At 73.1% G+C, this 18,996-nt stretch carries 14 protein-coding genes and 1 pseudogene; 6 read left to right on the top strand and 9 right to left on the bottom strand.

Annotated elements, in window-relative coordinates:
• Positions 1-90: 90 nt before the first annotated feature.
• Positions 91-1,659 carry a carboxylesterase/lipase family protein gene (locus AC07CM_RS02245; protein ID WP_478874458.1) on the top strand — a complete coding sequence of 523 codons (1,569 nt, stop codon included), beginning with the start codon at positions 91-93 and terminating at the stop codon, positions 1,657-1,659.
• 66 nt (positions 1,660-1,725) lie between these two features.
• Here the strand turns inward: AC07CM_RS02245 and mmuM are convergent, their stop codons facing one another.
• The gene (mmuM, locus tag AC07CM_RS02240) at positions 1,726-2,670 is read right to left on the bottom strand and encodes a homocysteine S-methyltransferase (protein WP_478874404.1); all 945 of its coding nucleotides are present in this window, start codon (positions 2,668-2,670) and stop codon (positions 1,726-1,728) included.
• Positions 2,671-2,765: 95 nt separating this feature from the next.
• Between mmuM and argG the strand changes: the two genes are divergently transcribed.
• The 4 genes from argG to AC07CM_RS02220 all read left to right on the top strand — a co-directional run bounded on the left by argG (position 2,766) and on the right by AC07CM_RS02220 (position 7,559).
• A complete protein-coding gene (argG, locus tag AC07CM_RS02235) occupies positions 2,766-4,214 on the top strand; it encodes an argininosuccinate synthase (protein WP_478874403.1) in 1,449 nt (482 codons plus the stop codon).
• A gap of 321 nt (positions 4,215-4,535) precedes the next feature.
• Positions 4,536-6,254: a DUF2264 domain-containing protein gene (locus tag AC07CM_RS02230; RefSeq protein WP_478874457.1), complete on the top strand. Its 1,719-nt coding sequence runs from the start codon at positions 4,536-4,538 to the stop codon at positions 6,252-6,254.
• A 73-nt stretch (positions 6,255-6,327) separates the two neighbouring features.
• Positions 6,328-7,194: an isocitrate lyase/PEP mutase family protein gene (locus tag AC07CM_RS02225; protein WP_478874402.1), complete on the top strand. Its 867-nt coding sequence runs from the start codon at positions 6,328-6,330 to the stop codon at positions 7,192-7,194.
• Positions 7,191-7,559, top strand: a complete 369-nt coding sequence (locus tag AC07CM_RS02220; RefSeq protein ID WP_478874401.1) for a VOC family protein — start codon at positions 7,191-7,193, stop codon at positions 7,557-7,559. Before AC07CM_RS02225 ends, AC07CM_RS02220 begins: the two co-directional genes overlap by 4 nt.
• A gap of 3 nt (positions 7,560-7,562) precedes the next feature.
• On the opposite strand, the gene AC07CM_RS02215 is transcribed toward AC07CM_RS02220, so the two are convergent.
• From AC07CM_RS02215 to AC07CM_RS02180, 8 genes and pseudogenes are all read right to left on the bottom strand, one after another.
• Positions 7,563-8,279: an alpha/beta fold hydrolase gene (locus tag AC07CM_RS02215; protein WP_478874400.1), complete on the bottom strand. Its 717-nt coding sequence runs from the start codon at positions 8,277-8,279 to the stop codon at positions 7,563-7,565.
• A complete protein-coding gene (locus AC07CM_RS02210; protein ID WP_478874399.1) occupies positions 8,272-8,856 on the bottom strand; it encodes a TetR/AcrR family transcriptional regulator in 585 nt (194 codons plus the stop codon). Before AC07CM_RS02210 ends, AC07CM_RS02215 begins: the two co-directional genes overlap by 8 nt.
• Before the next feature lie 125 nt (positions 8,857-8,981).
• Complete coding sequence (locus AC07CM_RS02205; protein WP_478874398.1) at positions 8,982-11,873, bottom strand: glycoside hydrolase family 2 TIM barrel-domain containing protein; 2,892 nt, start codon at positions 11,871-11,873, stop codon at positions 8,982-8,984.
• 12 nt (positions 11,874-11,885) lie between these two features.
• Positions 11,886-12,365 (bottom strand): annotated as a pseudogene (locus tag AC07CM_RS02200) (carbohydrate ABC transporter permease); the annotation flags it as partial.
• 168 nt (positions 12,366-12,533) lie between these two features.
• Complete coding sequence (locus tag AC07CM_RS02195; RefSeq protein ID WP_478874397.1) at positions 12,534-14,408, bottom strand: glycoside hydrolase; 1,875 nt, start codon at positions 14,406-14,408, stop codon at positions 12,534-12,536.
• 11 nt (positions 14,409-14,419) lie between these two features.
• The gene (locus AC07CM_RS02190; RefSeq protein ID WP_478874396.1) at positions 14,420-15,667 is read right to left on the bottom strand and encodes an ROK family transcriptional regulator; all 1,248 of its coding nucleotides are present in this window, start codon (positions 15,665-15,667) and stop codon (positions 14,420-14,422) included.
• A gap of 191 nt (positions 15,668-15,858) precedes the next feature.
• Positions 15,859-16,326: a hypothetical protein gene (locus AC07CM_RS02185; protein WP_478874395.1), complete on the bottom strand. Its 468-nt coding sequence runs from the start codon at positions 16,324-16,326 to the stop codon at positions 15,859-15,861.
• A 44-nt stretch (positions 16,327-16,370) separates the two neighbouring features.
• Positions 16,371-17,624 (bottom strand): FAD-binding protein, encoded by a 1,254-nt coding sequence (locus AC07CM_RS02180; protein ID WP_478874394.1) that lies wholly within the window; start codon positions 17,622-17,624, stop codon positions 16,371-16,373.
• 107 nt (positions 17,625-17,731) lie between these two features.
• On the opposite strand from AC07CM_RS02180, the gene AC07CM_RS02175 reads away from it, so the two are divergent.
• On the top strand, positions 17,732-18,739 hold the full coding sequence (locus tag AC07CM_RS02175; RefSeq protein WP_478874393.1) for a hydroxyacid dehydrogenase: 1,008 nt from the start codon (positions 17,732-17,734) through the stop codon (positions 18,737-18,739).
• Positions 18,740-18,996 lie beyond the last annotated feature (257 nt).

Raw genomic sequence — 18,996 nt, 5'->3', positions numbered from 1 at the left:
CCCACCCCAGGCTCTGTGCACCGGAATACATCCGGGCGATGTGATGCTCTGATGTGAGCGGTGCACGACACGGCGAAGGGCTGGTGGGCGATGACGGCAGACCAGACGGGTCCCGTGGTCAGAACGCCCCACGGGGCCGTACGCGGCCGCTACGAGCAGGGTGTCGCGGTGTTCCGGGGCATCCCGTACGCCGCCCCGCCCTTCGGCACCCGGCGGTTCAGGCCGCCCGAGCCGGCCGGGCCCTGGGACGGGGTGCGGGACGCCGGCACCTTCGGGCCCACGGCGCCGAAACCGCCGTACTCCGAGGCGTTCGCCCACTACCTGTCCGACCCGACCGTCGCCGGCGAGGACTGCCTCAACCTCAACGTCTGGACCCCCGATCCGGGCCCCGGAGCCCGGCTGCCGGTCCTGGTCTGGCTGCACGGCGGCGCCCTGACCAGAGGATCCTCCGCCGTCCCCGTGTACAACGGCCGCAGCTTCGCCCGTGACGGAGTCGTCTGCGTCTCCGTCAACTACCGGCTGGGCATCGAAGGCTACGGGCTGTTCCCGGACGCCCCGCCCAACCCCGGCCTGCGCGACCAGCTCGCCGCCCTGCAATGGGTGCACGAGACGATCGCGGCCTTCGGCGGCGACCCGGGCAACGTGACCGTCTGCGGACAGTCGGCCGGTGCGATCAGCGCCGGCGCCCTCATCGCCGCACCCCAGGCCCAGGGCCTGTTCCGGCGGGCGGTCCTGCAGAGCGGAGCGCCGGAGGCCCCGGAACGCGCCAAGGTGCGGCGGATGGTGCGCCGCATGGCCACCCGGCTGAAGATCCCCGCCACCGCCGAGGCCTTCGCCGCCGTCGACCTCGACCTGCTGCTGCGCACCCAGGCCGAGGTGGGGCGGCTCAGTAGCCCCGTCCTCGGCGGACCCGCCTTCGGCATCGTCGTGGACGGCGACCTGGTGCCCCGCGACCCGCTCCAGGCCCTGATCGACGGCGAGGCCGCCCGGGGGGTCGACCTGCTCATGGGCTGGACCCGGGACGAGTACCGGCTGTGGCTGGTGCCCGGCGGGCTGCTGGAGCGCGTCGACCGGCTGGGCGCGGTCGCCCTGGCCGGCGCCATGGCCCGCTGCCACGTCGGCCACGAGGTGCCGCGCGGCTACCGGACCCTGCACCCCGGCGCGGGAACCGCCGAGATCGTCGGCCAGATGGTCACCGACCACCTGCTGCGCATCCCCATGCACCGGCTGGCCGACGCCCGCCCCGGCACCTCGTACGTCTACGAGTTCGCCTGGCCGTCCCGCCTCCCCGGCCTCGGCGCCTGCCACGCCTTGGAGCTCGGGTTCGTCTTCGACACCGGCGACGTCCCGGAGTCGGCCAAGCTGGCCGGTGAGGGAGCCCCGCAGGAGCTCGGGGACGCGATGCACGGGGCCTGGGTGCGGTTCGCCGCGACCGGCGATCCCGGCTGGCAGGCCTGGGACGCCTCGCATCCGGTACGGATCTTCGACGAGGGTGTCCCGCACACCGCCCGCGGCCCCCGGGACGCGGAAGTCGCCCTCTGGTCGGCCGCCCCCACCGTCCCGGAACCCACGCCCGCCTCCGACGCCCGCGCCCCCGGCGCCGAACTGGCCTCGGCGGTACGCCGCCTGCGCCGCTCGGTGGGGGCGCGGCGCCGCTGAGTTCCGGCCCGGGGAGGGGGGTGACCCGAAGGGAACCGGGCGACCTGCGGCGAGTGGCCGTACCGGTCAGACGGCGTGTCCGAGTGCCCCGGCGATGGACGCGACCGCCTGCGGGCCCACCCGGCAGCACCCGCCGATCAGCCGCGCGCCCGCATCGCGCCAGGACTTGACCTGCTCGGTGCCGAACGTGGTCCGGCCCGTCCAGGCCCGGGTCCCGGCGTCCCATGCCTCGCCGCTGTTGGGGTAGACGACCACCGGCTTTCCGGTCACCCGGGCCGCGGTCGCGACGGCGTACTCCACGTCCCGCGGGGCGCAGCAGTTGACCCCGACCGCGATCACCTCGTCCACCTCGGCGGCCAGGGCGAACGCCTCCTCCAGCGGCTGCCCGGCACGCGTCTGCCGGCCCTCGGCGGTGTACGACAGCCAGGCCGGCACACCCAGCCCGCGTACCGCCCGCAGCAGGGCGGTGGCCTCCTCGGCGTCCGGCACGGTCTCCAGGGCCAGCACATCGGGACCGGCTCCGGCCAGCACCTCCATCCGCGGCCGGTGGAACCGCTCCAGCTCCCCGACGCTCAGCCCGTACCGCCCCCGGTACTCGGACCCGTCCGCGAGCATCGCCCCGTACGGGCCGACCGACGCCGCCACCCACAGCGGCCGCGCCGCCCCGGCCTCCCGCGCCCGCCGGGCCGCCTCGCGGGCGAGTCCCACACTCGACGCGAGCAGCCGCGCGGCCTCCTCGCGGGCGATCCCGCGCCTGCCGAAGCCCTCGAAGGTGGCCTGGTAGCTGGCGGTGATCGCCACGTCCGCGCCCGCCGTGAAGTAGGCGAGGTGCGCCTCCGTGATCGCCTCGGGCCGCTCGGCCAGCAGCCTGGCCGACCACAGCTCGTCGCTCAGGTCGTGCCCGGCCGACTCGAGCTGGTTGGACATGCCGCCGTCGAGCACGACCGGGCCGGCGGCGAGGGCTTCGGCGAGGCCGGGGGAGGCGAGGCCGGGAGGGGTGTTCCTGCTCATGTCACGACGCTAGTCGATGTGCGGTCCGGGGACACCGGCGATGCGCGCTGCCCTGGGGCGTTGCATGAGAATGCGGAATGTTGCATAGTTTTGCCATGTCCAAGGTCCTCACCTCCCTGCCCACCGGCGAGCGCGTCGGCATCGCCTTCTCCGGCGGACTCGACACCTCGGTCGCCGTCGCCTGGATGCGCGACAAGGGCGCAGTCCCGTGCACCTACACCGCCGACATCGGTCAGTACGACGAGCCCGACATCGCCTCCGTGCCCGGCCGTGCCTTCGCGTACGGCGCCGAGATCGCCCGCCTCGTCGACTGCCGTGCCGCGCTGGTCGAGGAAGGCCTGGCCGCGCTCGCCTGCGGCGCGTTCCACATCCGCTCGGGCGGGCGCCCGTACTTCAACACCACGCCGCTGGGGCGCGCCGTGACCGGCACGCTGCTGGTGCGGGCCATGCTCGAGGACGGGGTGCAGATCTGGGGCGACGGCTCCACCTTCAAGGGCAACGACATCGAGCGGTTCTACCGGTACGGGCTGCTCGCCAACCCGCACCTGCGGATCTACAAGCCCTGGCTGGACGCCGACTTCGTCACGGAGCTGGGCGGCCGCAAGGAGATGTCGGAATGGCTGCTCGCGCACGGGCTGCCGTACCGGGACTCGACGGAGAAGGCGTACTCCACGGACGCCAACATCTGGGGCGCCACGCACGAGGCCAAGACCCTGGAGCACCTCGACACCGGTATCGAGACGGTCGAGCCGATCATGGGCGTGCCGTTCTGGGACCCGTCGGTGGACATCGCCGCCGAGGACGTGACCGTCGGCTTCGACCAGGGTCGCCCGGTCACCGTCAACGGCAAGGAGTTCGCGTCCCCGGTCGACCTCGTCATGGAGGTCAACGCGATCGGCGGCCGGCACGGGCTCGGCATGTCCGACCAGATCGAGAACCGGATCATCGAGGCCAAGAGCCGCGGCATCTACGAGGCGCCCGGCATGGCGCTGCTGCACATCGCCTACGAGCGCCTGGTCAACGCGATCCACAACGAGGACACCGTGGCCGCGTACCACAACGAGGGCCGGCGGCTCGGCCGGCTGCTCTACGAGGGCCGCTGGCTGGACCCGCAGGCGCTGATGGTGCGCGAGTCGCTGCAGCGCTGGGTCGGCGCGGCGATCACCGGCGAGGTGACGCTGCGGCTGCGGCGCGGCGAGGACTACTCGATCCTCGACACCCGGGGCCCGGCGCTCAGCTACCACCCGGACAAGCTCTCCATGGAGCGGACCGAGGACTCGGCGTTCGGCCCGGTGGACCGCATCGGCCAGCTCACCATGCGGAACCTGGACATCGCCGACTCCCGTTCGCGGCTCGAGCAGTACGCGAACCTGGGCATGGTCGGCACCGGCCACCCGACGCTGGTCGGCGCCGCGCAGGCCGCCTCGACGGGTCTGATCGGCGCCATGCCCGAGGGCGGCGCCGAGGCGATCGCCTCGCGCGGTGAGGCCACGGACGAGGAGACGATGCTCGACCGCGCCGCGATGGAGTCCGGCACGGACTGAGACCGGCCTTCCGTCGCACGACACATTCCCGACGGGCCCCGGCGGACTTGCTGCCGCCGGGGCCCGTCGGCATCCGTGGGTGAATCCGGTCCAAGGGCTAGAAAGCGCTTGCCGAGTGGCGGTACGGTCCAGCCGCGACCTCGTCGGTCCGGCGGAGGAGCCCGAGTCGGACGCCTGCCCCGTCTGCGCGGGCCCGGTCCGCGACGAACTCCTCGCCCTCCCGGTGCAGAAGGACCGGGTGCGGGTGGGGCGAAGCCCTGGGGCGCCCCGACCGGAACCGGGGCGTCCCAGGCCCGCCAGGAAGGAAGAAGCGCCGCCGTGATCGAACTGCCCGCCGACGACCGCTCCTCGAGCCCGTACACCGGCTACACCCGCGCCCACTGGGAGGCCGCCGCCGACGCCCTGCTCGCCGCCGTCGAGCCCTTCGCCACCCCCGACCGCGCCCTCTACCACCTGCCCGGCGACCACGTGAGCCACGCGGGCCACCTCTCCGACGGCCTGGAGGGGTACGCCCGTACGCTGCTGCTCGCCGCCTTCCGGCGGGACGAGACCGTGCTCGGCCGCTACGCCGAGGGCCTCGGGTCCGGCCCCGGCGGTGTCTGGCCGAAGGTCGCCGACCGCAGCCAGCCCCTCGTCGAGGCCGCCTCGATCGCCCTCGCCCTGCGGCTGACCCGGCCGCTGCTGTGGGACCGCCTGGACCAGCCGGTGCGCGAGCGCACGGCGGCCTGGCTGGCGGACGCGCTCACCGCCGAACCCTGGCCCTGCAACTGGGAGTTGTTCCCGGTCACCGTGGGCGGCTTCCTGGCGGAGATCGGGCACGAACCCGAGGCGGCCCGCAAGGCGGTCGACCGTGGCCTGGAGCGCATCGAGGACTGGTACGTCGGCGACGGCTGGTACACGGACGGGGACGGCCGCAAGTACGACTACTACAACGGCTGGGCCATGCACCTGTACCCGGTGCTGCACGCCTGGCTCGCGGGCGACGAGGCACTCCTCGACCTGTACGGCGGCCGGCTTCAGGCCCATCTCGCCGACTACGCCCGCCTGTTCGGCGGTGACGGCGCGCCCCTGCACCAGGGCCGCTCGCTCACGTACCGGTTCGCGACCGCGGCCCCGCTGTGGCTGGGCGCGCTCACCGACCGTACGCCCCTCGCGGCGGGCGAGACGCGGCGGCTGGCCTCCGGCGCGCTGAAGTACTTCCTGGACCGGGGGGCCGTCGACTCCCGGGGGTTGCTCACCCTCGGCTGGCACGGGCCCGACGACGCCGTCCTGCAGAGCTACTCCGGGCCGGCCTCGCCGTACTGGGCGAGCAAGGGCTTCCTCGGCCTCCTGCTCCCCCCGGAACACGAGGTGTGGACGGCGCCCGAGGAGCCGGGCCCGGCCGGGCGCGCCGACGCGGTGACCCCGATCGCGGGCCCCAACTGGCTGCTCCAGTCCACCCGTTCGGACGGCGTCGTGCGCCTCCACAACCACGGCAGCGAGGACATCCGCTACGACCCGCACTACACGCGGTTCGCGTACTCCACGGTCACCCGGCCCCTGGGGTCGCCGCCCGACAACATCGTCATGGTCGGCGGCGATCCGGTCCGCTCGGGCATCGTGCCACTGGGCGTGGGGGAGGACTGGGCGGCCTCCCGGTACACCGTGCGGTCCGGGACGGAGGTGACCAGCCTCGTGGTGGCCGACGGCGCGGTGGAGGTGCGGGCGCATCTGGTGGCGGGGACGGCTCCCGGCACCGAGGTGCACGTCACCGGGTGGGTGCCGTGGGAGGACGAGCGGGCCGAACTGCTGCCGCTGCACGGCCTGTCGGACGGGTTCGCCCTGTCCGGCGTGACCGGCGAGGCGCCCACCCTGTTCGTAGCCGTGGCCCGGCTCACCGCGGACCCCGACCCGCTGCCCCTCGCGGACCAGGTGACCGTCGAGGTGCGCGGGCAGCACGACCTGAGTGTCCGCTGGGCCACGGGAAGGCTCAGTCGCTTCCGGTTCACGGCCGGGGACGACCGGTCCGCCGACGGGTCGTGGTCGGTGACGCCCGGCTGAACCCGGACGTGCGAGCGCTGCCGGGGCGCACGGTTCGGCGGGCGCCGAAACGACCGGCGTCCAGCATGGCCGTATGACCGCTGAGCCCGCCGTGACGTCCTTCGCCGGCCTGCACCACCGCCCCGGTGAGCCGCTGCTCCTGCCCAACGCCTGGGACCACGCCTCGGCCGGCTTCCTCGCGGCCCGCGGCTTCCCGGCGATCGGTACGACCAGCCTCGCCGTGGCGGCGGCCGCCGGGCTGCCCGACGGCCGGGCCGCGACCCGTGAGCACACCCTGCGCCTCGCCCGCACACTCGGCGCGGAGCCCTACCTGCTGTCCGTCGACGCCGAGTCCGGCTTCGCCGACGAGCCGGACGAAGTCGCCGCGCTGGCAGCGGAGTTGTGGTCCCTCGGGGCGGTCGGTATCAACCTGGAGGACGGGCTCGGTCCGACCGCCCGGCACGTCGCGAGGATCGCCGCCGTGAAGGCGGCCGTACCCGGCCTGTTCGTCAACGCCCGTACGGACACGTACTGGCTGGACGACGGCGACGAGACGGACACCCTGCGGCGCCTCGACGCGTATCAACAGGCGGGGGCCGACGGGGTGTTCGTGCCCGGGCTCACCGATCCGGGCCGGATCGACGCCCTCGTGCGGCGCCTCGACACCCCGCTCAACGTGCTCTACTCGCCCACCGGACCCACGGTGCCCCGGCTCGCCGACCTCGGCGTGCGCCGCGTCAGCCTCGGCTCGCTGCTCTACCGGCGGGCGCTCGGGGCGGCCCTGGACGCGGTGGACGACATCGTGGCCGGCCGGGAGCCCGGCGGTACGACACCGACCTACGCCGAGGTGTGCGCGCCGGCAACGGGCGTCCGGTCGCGCGGCCGGGCGGCGGCGAGCGCGGCCACGGAGATCCACGGCGTTGCCGCCCGGAGCCGCGTGCAGCAGAATCCACGCTCATGACTTCCAGGATCCGTCACGTGACCGTCGACTGCGCCGACGCCTACGCCCTGGCCGGCTTCTGGTCGCAGGTGCTGGACCAGCCCCTGCACGAGGACGACCACCCGGGCGACGAGATGGCGCTGATCGAGGCCGCGGGTCTGCTCTTCGTCACCGTGCCGGACGCCAAGACCGTCAAGAACCGGGTCCACCTCGACGTGCAGCCCCAGGACCGCAGCCGTGACGAGGAGGTCGAGCGGCTGCTCTCCCTGGGCGCCACGCAGGTGGACGACCGGCGCAACGCCGACGGCACCGGCTGGGTGGTTCTCGCCGACCCCGAGGGCAACGAGTTCTGCGTCGAGCGCAGCGCGGCCGAGCGCGGGGAATGACTCCTACGACGGGGTGCGCGCGCCGGAGCCGAACGTCTCGATGAGCAGGTCGGCGAAGTCCACGGGGTGTTCCAGGGTGCCGAGATGCCCGCCCGGGAACTCCACCAGACGGCTGCCCAACCGGTCGGCCATCAACTTGGCCGTCCGGTGCAGGAGTTGACCGCGCGAGTCGGTCCCGGCGGCGAGGGTGAGGCGGCGCTCGGGGGCGGGGAGGGCGGGGACGTAGGTGGTGAACGGGCGCAGGACGTGGGCGAGGAAGACACCCATGGGGGTCGCCGAGGCGCCCTCGGCCGGCGGCCGGCCAGGGCCGTCCAGCTGACCGATCAGCTCCTCCCGCCGCTCCCGGCCGTCGGGCAGCACGGTCACGCACGGCGGCTCGTGCGCCACCACGTGCGCCAGCCGCCGTGGATGCCGGGTGAGCAGATCGAGGACCGCGATGCCGCCGGAGCTGGTCCCGAACACATGCGCCCGCTCACCCGGCGGCAGTACCGTCTCCAGCACCCGCCGTGCCCCGTCGCTCCAGTCCGCCGGCCGCTGGTCCGGGACCGGCGGGCCGAGCCGGCCGTGGCCGAGGCCCAGCGGGTCGTACGTCACCACGGTGAACCGGCGAGCCAGGCGCTCGGTGAGCGGTCCGAGCCCCATGGGGTGCCCCGCCCCGCCCGGCACCAGCAGGAGGACGGGACCGCTGCCCGTGACGTCGTGGTGCGGGGGCTCAGTCATCGCTCTTCTTCTCCCGTGGCCAGTGCGTGAGGGCGAGGTGCAGGGCTTCGACCGCCTTGTCCCAGGAGGCCCGGACGTCCCGGTCGGCACCGAAGCCGCCGGCGGACTCCAGGGCGCAGTAGCCGTGGAAGGTGCTGCGCAACAGGCGCACGGCGTCCGTCAGATCGGGCTCGTCCAGGCCGTAGCCGCGCAGCATGCCGCAGGTGATCTCGGCCGTGCGCCGCATGGCGGGGGAGTCGGCGATCAGGGACTGGTCGATGCGGATCCGGGTGGCCGCGTACCGGCCCGGGTGCCGCAGGGCGTAGTCCCGGTAGGCACCCGCGAACGCGGCCAGCGCGTCCTTGCCCGCGCGGCCGGCCACGGCCTCGGCGATCCGGTCGATCAGCTCGCCGCCCGCGTGCAGCGCGAGCCGGGTGCGCAGGTCGTTCAGACCCCGGACGTGCGAGTACAGACTCGCGTCCTTCACCCCGAACCGCCGGGCCAGCGCGGACAGACTGACATTCTCGAACCCCACCTCGTCGGCGAGCTCGGCGGCGGCCCCGACCAGCCGCCCGACAGTAAGCCCCGCCCGAGCCATGAGCCACCTCCGTGGATGCCTGTCCTTGGACACCTAGGAATTATCCCAGGGCATCTAGGAAGCAGGCATCCGGGAAGGGCGACGCCCGGAGGCCGGGGCCTCCCCGCCGGCCGGCCGTGGAAGCGTCAGGAAGCGGTCGGGTGGCCGGCTTCCGGGGCGGGGGTCTGTGAGAACACGAAGGAGAACTCCGTGGGCTCGGCCCGCAGGTGGTAGCGGGGTAGTGGGCCGGGGCCGCAGGACTGGGAGCCGAGGCCGTGTTGGGCGTGGTCGAGGTTGACCCAGACCTTGTCTCCGGGGGAGAGGTCGGTGCGGTGTGCCGCCGCGTCCAGTCGCTCGGTGGTCCAGCGGCGGGCGGTGAGGTAGAACTCCGGGTCGCCCTCGACGTGCAGGCCGCCGAGCTCCGCCCAGCGGACGTCGGCCCGGGCGCCGTTCTCCTGCGGACGCACGTACGGCGTCTGCAGGTCGTCCACGGTCGACTGCCAGCGGCCGACGGCGGACGCCAGCCTGCTGTCCGGATACGCCTCACCCGGGCCGCCGCCGTACCACCGCACCTCGTCGGCCGCGGACAGCCCGAAGCGGACGCCGAGCCGGGGGAGCGGCACGGTCCAGTCGCCCTCCGGTGCCACGGACACCGTCAGCCGCAGCCGACTGCCGTCCGACGTCCAGCGGTACACGGCCCGCAGTCCGATCTCCCGGGCCGCCGGGGCCACCCGGGTGCGGACCGTCAGCGCGTCGTCGGCCGGTTCCACCGCGTCGAGCCGGTGCCGCATCCGGTGCAGGCCGAGCCTGCGCCACAGCAGGCCGTAGCGGATGTCGGACTGCCAGGCGGCGCCGTCGTCGTTGTCGGTCGTGGCCCGCCAGACGTCCAGGCGCAGCCCGGTGACCTCCACCCCGCCGATCGACCGCAGCGCGCCGGTGCGGGCGTCGAAGGAGGCCGGGCCGAGGGTGATCAGCCCGCCGCCGAGCACCGGCCCGTCGGTCGCCGGTACCGCGGGCAGCCGGCGCGCGGACACCGCGAACTGGCCCCAGGCGACCGCATGGCCCTCCGGCGCCCACGGGGTGTCGGCGGCGAGCACCGCCCGTACCGTCCAGTGGGCCTCGTCGGCCGCCGGAGCCACCGGCGGCTCGGGCAGCTTCACCTCGGCCGACTCGCCGGGCGCGAGCGCGGGCACCGACAGGACACCCGTCCCGGCCGCCTCGCCGGTCACCTCGTACGACCAGGTGAACGCGAGCGCCGACAGGTCGGCGAAGTCGTACTTGTTGGTGATGCGGACCGTGCCGCCCGTGCCGTCGCCCTCGATCGCGACCGGCTCGAGCACCTTCTTGTACTCGACCAGGCCGGGGGAGGGCCGGCGGTCCGGGAACAGCAGGCCGTCGCAGACGAAGTTGCCGTCGTGCAGCTCCTCGCCGAAGTCGCCGCCGTACGCGAAGCCGTACCGGTCGTCCTTGACGCCGTGGTCGATCCACTCCCAGACGAAGCCGCCCTGGAGCCGGTCGTACGCCTCGAAGATCCGCTGGTAGTCGGCGAGTCCGCCGGGGCCGTTGCCCATGGCGTGCCCGTACTCGCAGAGGATGAAGGGGAGTTCGCGGCGCCGCCGGGTGCCGCCGTCCAGGCCGCGGCCGATCCGCTCGACCTCGGCGTGGTCCGCGTACATCCGCGAGTAGACGTCCGTGTCACGGCAGGTCGCATCGCCCTCGTAGTGCACGAGCCGCGAGGAGTCCCGGCCGCGGATCCACTCGGCCATCGCCGTCAGACCGCGGCCGGTGCCGGCCTCGTTGCCGAGGGACCAGACGACGACCGAGGGGTGGTTCTTGTCCCGCTCGACCATGCGGGCGGCGCGGTCGAGCAGCGCCGGGGTCCAGCGGTCGTCGTCGACGGGGTTGTCCCGCCAGTCCTGTTCGGTGAAGCCGTGCGTCTCCAGGTCGCACTCGTCGATCACCCACAGGCCCAACTCGTCGCACAGGTCGAGGAAGGCCGGGTGCGGCGGGTAGTGGGAGGTGCGCACCGCGTTGATGTTGTGCCGCTTCATCAGCAGCACGTCCTCCCGCATGGTCTCCAGGTCGAGCGCGCGGCCCTTCTCCGGATGCCACTCGTGCCGGTTGACGCCCTTGAACAGGACGGCCCTGCCGTTGACCTCGATCAGGCCGTCCGACAGCGCCACCGTGCGGAAGCCGATGCGCAGCGGCACCCGCTCGCCCTCGGTGGCCAGCACCCCGTCGTACAGCCGCGGGCGCTCCGCCGACCACGGCTCGGCCGGCACCGTGATCCGATCGCCGGTCGCGATGTCGATGCCGAGGTCCGGTACGGTCACCCGGCCGTCCACGTCGGAGTCCACGCGCAGGGTGCCGGTGCCGGCTGCATGGTCGTAGGAGGCGTGCACGAAGAAGTCGAGGGCGCTGCCCGCCGGGCGGTGCAGCAGGGTGACGTCACGGAAGATCCCGGGCAGCCACCACTGGTCCTGGTCCTCCAGGTACGAGCCCGCCGACCACTGGTGGACGCGGACCGCCAGTACGTTGCCCACGCCCCTCAGCAGATGCCCGACCGGGAACTCGTGCGGCAGCCGGGACCCCTTGAACTCGCCCAGATCCGTGCCGTTCAGCCAGACCCGGGCGCAGGACTCCACGCCGTCGAAGCGGAGCACCGCCCCGCCGTCGGCCGGCCAGTCCTCGGGCAGGTCGAAGACGCGCAGGTGGTCGCCGGTCGGGTTCTCGGTCGGGACCCGGGGCGGGTCGACCGGGAACGGGTAGAGGTGGTTGGTGTAGACGGGGGCGCCGTGCCCCTGCAGGACCCAGTGGCCGGGGACCGACACCTCAGGCCAGTCACGGGCGTCGTACTCCTCCCGCGCGAAGGAGTCGTCCTCGGCGTCTGCAGTGTCCGACAGTCTGAAGCGCCAGCGGCCGTTCAGCGAGAGGGACCTGGCGTCCGAGGCGGCGTACCAGGCGCGGGGCGGCAGAGCCCCGGACCCCGGTGAGACGTCCTCGACGTAATCGATGGCGGTGGTGGTGCGGAAGGACATCGGTCTCCCAGCTCAGCCCTTGATGCCGGTCTGCGCGATCCCCTGCACCAGCCGGCGCTGGAGGAAGAGGAACACGAACAGCAGCGGCAGGATGGAAATGGCGGTCGCCATGAAGTTCAGGTGGTAGTTGACGGTCTGGTTGGTCATGTACGACGACAGCGCGACCTGGACCGTCCAGGCGCTCGGGTCCTGGCCGATGACCAGCGGCCACAGGAAGGCGTTCCAGCCGTTGATGAAGGCGATGGTGGCGATCGCCGCGAAGAAGTTCAGCGAGTTCGACACCACGACACGCCAGTAGGCGCCCCAGTAGCCGAGCCCGTCCACGCGCGCCGCCTCCTCCAGCTCCTTCGGGAACCCGAGGAAGTACTGCCGGAACAGGAAGCAGGTGAAACCGCTGAAGCGCCCTGGGATGATCAGGCCCCGGTAGCTGTCCACCCAGCCGAGCGACGACACCGGCACGAAGCTGGGGACGAAGGTCACGGCGTCCTGCACACGGTCGGCACGCTGTTCGTGTGCTCCCTCGCCGGGTACGCCCTCGCCCGAAGCGTTGCCTTCGGTCCGGGATCCCGAACGGACGTGCGGTCGCGGGGAGGTGAGGGCCGCCGGGCCAGGGAGTGGCCGGCGACCCTCGGCCAGGGGGAGGGTGCGACTACTGCCCGGCTACTGCCTGTTCCAGGCCTCGTTGGTGCCGCCGTTGCAGCTGTAGAGGATGACCTTGCTGCCGTCGGCGGTGGCCTGCCCGCTGACGTCCAGGCACCTGCCCGAGGCCTCGTTGACGATCTGCCCGTTGGAGTTCAGCAGCCAGCGTTGGCTGCCGTCCCCGGTCGCGGCGGCCGCCGTGAGTCCCGAACTCCCCTCCGTCAGATACCCGTTGGTGCCCTTGAGCGTGCCGCTCGCGTCGTACGACCACGACTGCGCCGCCCCACCGGTGCAGGTGGCGATCGCCGCGCCCGAGGCGTCGGCGGTCAGGCACTTGCCCGACTGCCTGCCCACCAGCGCCCCGGTCAGCGCGGAACCGCCGTGGCCCTTCTGGTCGAAGACGTAGGTGGTGATCGAACGGGCCGCGAGCGTCGCGGAGATGCTGTCGGCACGCACCGACGGCTTCGCGGCCTTCGCCCAGTTCTCGTCGGCCGAGGTGCGCACCGCCCGCGTGGCCCGTACCGGCGTCCCGCTGTTGAAGTGCAGGTCCAGCGCGGTGTCGGTCGCGTTGTGGTTGTTGACCACGACCACCCAGGTGCCGTCCCGGTCGTACGCCGACACCTCCACACCGTCCGGCGCCCCGGTCACGTCGTGGGCGACCGAGCCCGGCCGCACGAACCTGCTGTACTGGCCCAGCGCGTAGTAGCGCTTGGTGAAGTACAGGGTCTGGTTGCCGTTCGTGGCGTAGTCCGGGTCGTAGTAGATCAGGCCGTCGTTCCAGCCGTCGTCGTTCCTGGCCAGCGGGTCGCTGCCGGACATCTCCGACAGTGCCACCCACCACTGGAACGCGGAGTCGTGGGCGGTCGCGAAGTCCTTGTAGATGATCCGGGACAGGTTCAGCCCGCCGTCGATCGTCGGGTCGTACTCCTGCGCCCAGCCGGTGCCTCCCTTGCCGAAGCAGCAGATCTCCGTCGACCAGGACTCCTTGCCCGCCGCCCGGGACGTCTCGTGGACCTTCGCCCGGTCCGCGTCGGACGGGTTGTCGTACGTGTGGTGGGCGAGCTTCGACACGTACTGGGCCGTCCCCGGCTGCGAGATCCACTGCGGGACCTCGGAGCTGAACTTGACCGTGCTGGTCGACTCGTCGGCGATGATGCCCGTCCGCTGGTGCCGGCGCTGCTGTTCGGCTCCGAGCGTGCGCACGATGTCGTCACGCTGGGCGGGGTCGACCAGCATCCCCTCCTGGCCGCAGGAGTCGAAGCTGTTCGTCGGCTCGTTGAAGGGGCTGATGTAGCCGAGCCGCACGCCCTGGCGCGCGAAGTGGTCGGTGACATCGGCGACGTACTTCGCGAAGTCCCGCTCGTTCTCGGCCTTCAGGTAGCCGCCGCAGCTCCTCCCGTTCGTCTTCCAGGCGGCCGGCGCGCTGTTGACGAACCCGATCAGGTCCTTGACGCCGTACTCGGCGGCGGCGTACAGGAAGTACCGGCCCGCCTCGTCCCTGCTCCAGTCGTAACCGCCGTCGGCGTTCAGGAAGTCCTCGGGGGCGCGCGGCGCGTACGTCACACCGGTGCCGCCTCCGCCGATGTTGTAGCGGTACGCGCTCAGGTCCAGGCCCTGCCTCGAGAACAGCAGCTTCGCGACCCGGGCCCGGACCGCGGGGTCGAAGTTCTTCAGGTCGTCGACCCACCAGGCGCCCGAGGCGCCGATGTCGTCGATGGTCTGGGCGGCGTGGGGGGAGACCTCGGCGACCACCGTGGTGCCGGCGGCGTTCGCGGACGGGGAGGTGAGCAGGGCCCCGGTGACGGCCAGTGCTGTCGCGGCTGCCGGCAGGAGGGATCTCCTGATACGGGGGTGAGCGGTGCGGGGGTGAACGGTGCGGGGGTGAGACACGTGCATCCCTTCCGTCGTCATGAAGGCGGTGCGGTACGGCTCCTAACGAGGGTGGTGCGCTTGGTGCCGGTCCTCTGCGCGACGGACTGCAGCGCGCCTTCCAGCGCGAACGTGGCCGCGCCCAGGGACACCGGGTCGGTGGGGATCGGGGAGAGGACGATCTCGGTGGCGGCCAGCGGCCGCCTCAGCGCGTGCCGGGCGACGGCCGCGCGAACCTCCCCGAGCAGCGGCTCGCCCAGCCGGGAGGCCACCCAGCTGCTGAGCACGACCACTTCGGGGTTGAGGAGGTTGATCAGGTCGGAGATTCCCGCGCCCAGATAGCGGGCGGTGTCCCGGACCACCTTGACCGCCACCGGGTCGCTCGCGGCGACCGCCCGGGCCAGCGCGTCGATGGTGGCCGTCTGGTCCTCGGGGTGCAACAGCGTGGACTGCGGGCTCAGTTCACGCAGGTTCTGCATGATGCCGGGCGCGCCCACGTACGTCTCCACACAGCCGTGGTTGCCGCAGTGGCACAACCGCCCGTCCAGCACGAGCGTGGTGTGGCCCCACTCGCCGGCGCTGTTGCTCACGCCCCGGTGCAGCCCACCGCCGAGGGCCAGCCCGGCGCCGACACCGGTGCCGAGGTTCACCACCACGGCGTCCCCGCGTCCCCGCGCCGCCCCGAACCACAGCTCGGCCACCGCGCAGGCGCGCAACGGATTGTCCAGGTACAGGGGGTGGGCGATGTGTTCGGCGAGCAGGTCGAGCAGCGGGACGTCGTGCCAGTTCCAGTTGGGCGCGTACTCGGCGACGCCGGTGTCCCGGTCCACCTGGCCCGGCACGCTCACCCCGACCCCCAGCACTCGGGCCGCCTCGACCCCGGCCTGGGCGACCACCGAGCCGACGGCGGCCGCCACATGGCCGACGACCTGCTCCGGCCGGCTCTCGCCCGGCCGCATGTCCTCGTCGGCGCGGGCCAGCACGCTGAGCGCCAGGTCGAACAGCTCCACGTGGACGTAGGTCTCCGCGATGTCGACGCCGATCAGCGCGCCCCCCGACGCGTTGACCGCGACCAGGCCCCGCGGCCGGCCCCCGGCCGAGTCCTCGAAACCGACCTCGGTGATCATGCGCAGGTCCAGCAGCTCGCCGACGAGGGTGGCCACCGTGGCCAGGCTCAGTCCGGTGGCGGCCGCCAGCTCCTGCCGGGAGGTGGGCGACTCGGCGATGATCTGGCGCAGCACCTCGTAGCGGTTCGCCGTGCGGATGTCACGTGATGTGCGCTTCACGGAGCTGCCCCTCCCGTCCCGTCAGGCCAGGCCGGGGCGGCGTGAGCCACCGGCGCGGCGCCAGGCTATGGGCCGGGAGGGGCTTTCGACAAGGGGTTAGGAAAGGGACTGTACAAAGTCCGATGGTGCGAGCGACGACCGGGTACGGCACCGCCCGGGCGCTCCGAGCCGGTCACGCCGTACAGCCGTCGTCAGCCGGCCATCGGGATCGGCGAGTCCGTGCGGCCGCCGGCGGCTGCCGTCACCCCGGCGGTCTCCCGCACACCGCCCGCGAGCACCGCGCACGTGAACGCGATCGCAAGGGCCTTCCAGTCCCAGGAGGCGAACACGATCAGCGGCAGGACGAACAGCGAATGGACGGCGGAGACGGCGAACGCCGCCCGCGCCCAGCCTCCGCCGGTCACCGGCCGGCGCACGGTCGCCCGGTGGTGCCACCACAGTCCGGCCGCCACCGCCGCGATGACGGCCATCACAACGGCGCCCAGCCGGGCCAGATCGGCATCGCTCACACTGCCGGGTTCCACCGCGGTCGAGCCGGTCGTGTGCACGCTCAGCGCGACCGCGGTCCATCCGAGGGCCGCCGCACCCAGCAGGGAAGTCAGGACCGCTGCGCGTCGCCGGTCCCAACTCGTCCCGGAATGCGTCAAGTTCGATTCCATGCCTCATCCTAGAGGCTGTTCCGCCCGACTGGAGAAGACCCTGCTCAGTCCCCCAGGACGTCCCGGACGAACGCGTTGGTGAACTTGCCGGTGGGGTCGAGGGTTTCGACCAGCGCCCGGAAGTCGGCCAGGCGTGCGTACCGCCGGCGGAGCGCCGCGGACGGCGTGGTGAACACCTTGCCCCAGTGCGGGCGCGGATCGAAGGCGTCCAGCGCCTCCTCCACCCGGCGGACCACCGGCAGCACGGCGGCCGTGTCCGCGATCCAGGTGAAGTGCAGGGCCACCGAGTCCCGGCCGTGGGCCGGACTGAGCCACTGCGGGTCGGCGGCCACCGCACGCACCTCGCAGGTCTGCAGCACGCCGGAGACCGCCGACCGGATGCCGTCGAGGGCGTGCAGCGCGTCGCCGGCCGCCGGCCGCGGCAGCAGATACTCCGACTGGAGCTCCTCGCCGCTGCTCGGGGTGAACTCCGCCCGGAAGTGCGGCAGCCGCTCGTGCCAGGGCCCCGGCACGCCGAACTGCTCGGTGCAGTTGACCGCGGGCATCCCCGGCACCGGGTGCAGCGCCTCGGTCGCGGGTGCGGCCCACGGGAAGTCCACCGGCGCCTGATCGGTGCGGCGTTTGACCCACACCTGCCGGAAACCGGGCTCCCGCCAGTCGGTGAACAGGCTCACGCTGTAGGCGGAGGCCGCCACCGCCTCGTAGTCCAGCCCGGCCAGGGGAAGTTCGGTGAACAAGTGCTGCTCGACCTCGTACGACGGCTCGACGTCCAGGGTGAGCGCGGTGACCACCCCGAGTGCGCCGATCGAGGTGACGGCGCCGTCGAAACGGGCGTCGTCCCGGCCGATCGACACCGTCGAGCCGTCCGCCGTCACCAGCTCCACCGCCCGCACCGCCGCCGCGAGCGGACCGTTGCCCACCCCCGAGCCATGGGTGCCGGTCGCCACCGAGCCGGCCACCGAAATGTGCGGCAGTGACGCCATGTTGGCCAGCGCGAGACCCTGCGCGTGGACCGCGCGGGCGAGTTCCGCGTACCGGACACCGCCCGAGACGCGCACCGTACGGGCCGCGGTGTCCACGTCGATCACCGGCGGCAGAGCGGCGAGCGACAGGAGCACGCCCTCGCCGCCCGGTTCGGCGATCCGGTTGAAGGAGTGGCCACTGCCCAGCACCCGCACCTTCGCGCTGCCGGCCACCAGGGCCCTGAGCGTGTCCAGCGTGTCCGGGCGGTGGAACTCCTTCGCCGTGTACGTGATGTTGCGCGCCCAGTTGGTGACCGTCTGCGCCGACTCCGTCATCCCTGCCGTCCCTCCGGAAGTGCCTGTTCGTTGACCCTCTCATTCGCCGAGACCTACCGTAGAGAACGGTTGCTGTCCGCGCGTCACCGAGCCGGAAGGTCACTTCCTTGTCCGAGCGTCCCCAGGCGCTTTTCGCCATGAAGGCCCGGAATGTGCCGCACCTCTTCCCGCCGGAGCTGCTCGACCGGCTGCGCGGGTCGGTGGAAATCGATTCCACTCTGGTGGCGGAGGACTTCACCGATCCACGGCTGCGCGAGACCCTCGCCCGCACCGAGGTCCTGATCACCGGCTGGGGCTGCCCCCGCCTGGACGCGGCGGTCCTGGACGCGGCCCCGGCGCTCCGCGCGGTGCTGCACGCGGCCGGCTCGGTCAAGGGCTTCACCACCCCGGAGGTCTGGCAGCGCGGCATCGTCGTCTCCTCGGCCGCCGCCGCCAACGCCCTGCCCGTCGCCGAGTACACCCTCGCCATGATCCTGCTCGCCGGGAAGGGCGCCTTCGCCTTCCGCGACCTGCTGCGCAGCCGCCGCACCTTCCCCTACGGCGACATCGTCCCCGGCATCGGCAACCACGGCCGCCGCGTCGGCATCGTCGGCGCCTCCCGCATCGGCCGGCGCCTGATCGAACTGCTGCGGCCCCACGACCTGAGGGCCGGTCTCACCGACCCGTACGTCGACCAGGCCGAGGCGGCTCGGCTCGGCGTACCTCTGCTGCCGCTGGACGACCTGCTGCGCACCTCGGACATCGTCACACTGCACGCCCCGCAGACCCCCGAGACCCGGCATCTGGTCGGCGCCCGCGAACTCGGCCTGATGCCCACCGGGTCCGTGTTGATCAACACCGCGCGCGGCGCCCTGGTCGACCACGACGCGCTGATCGCGGAACTGCGCACCGGGCGCCTCAGCGCCGTGCTCGACGTCACCGACCCCGAGCCGCTGCCCGCCGACTCCCCGCTGTTCGACCTGCCCAACGCCTTCGTGACCCCGCACCTCGCCGGCTCCCAGGGCAACGAGGTGGCCCGTCTCGGGCTGACGGTGGTGGAGGAGGCCGGGCGGCTGTCGGCGGGCGCCGGCCTGCTGCACGCCGTCGACCGGGCGGCCCTCGAGCGGACTGCGTGAGGGCGCACAGGAGGAACACGAGGCGAGGGGGGCGGCGCCGCCGTCCGCCCGGCCCCGCACCGCACCGGGCTGCCCGGCAGCCGGCACCCGGTCCTGGGCACGCACCTGGTGCTCCACGACTCCCCCCGACGCGCGAGCCGACCCCTGGCGGACTCCGTGGCCTCTCCCCTCCGGCACCACCGACCCCGAGGAGCAGCCGGAGGTGCTGCGCCGGGCCGGGGCTGCCGGGCCGGCACTCCCGTACCGGGACACACGGC

Source organism: Streptomyces sp. NPDC044061 (genome assembly GCF_056434305.1).
Note: the sequence above shows the minus strand (reverse complement) of the source record. Positions and strands in the feature narration are given on the sequence as shown.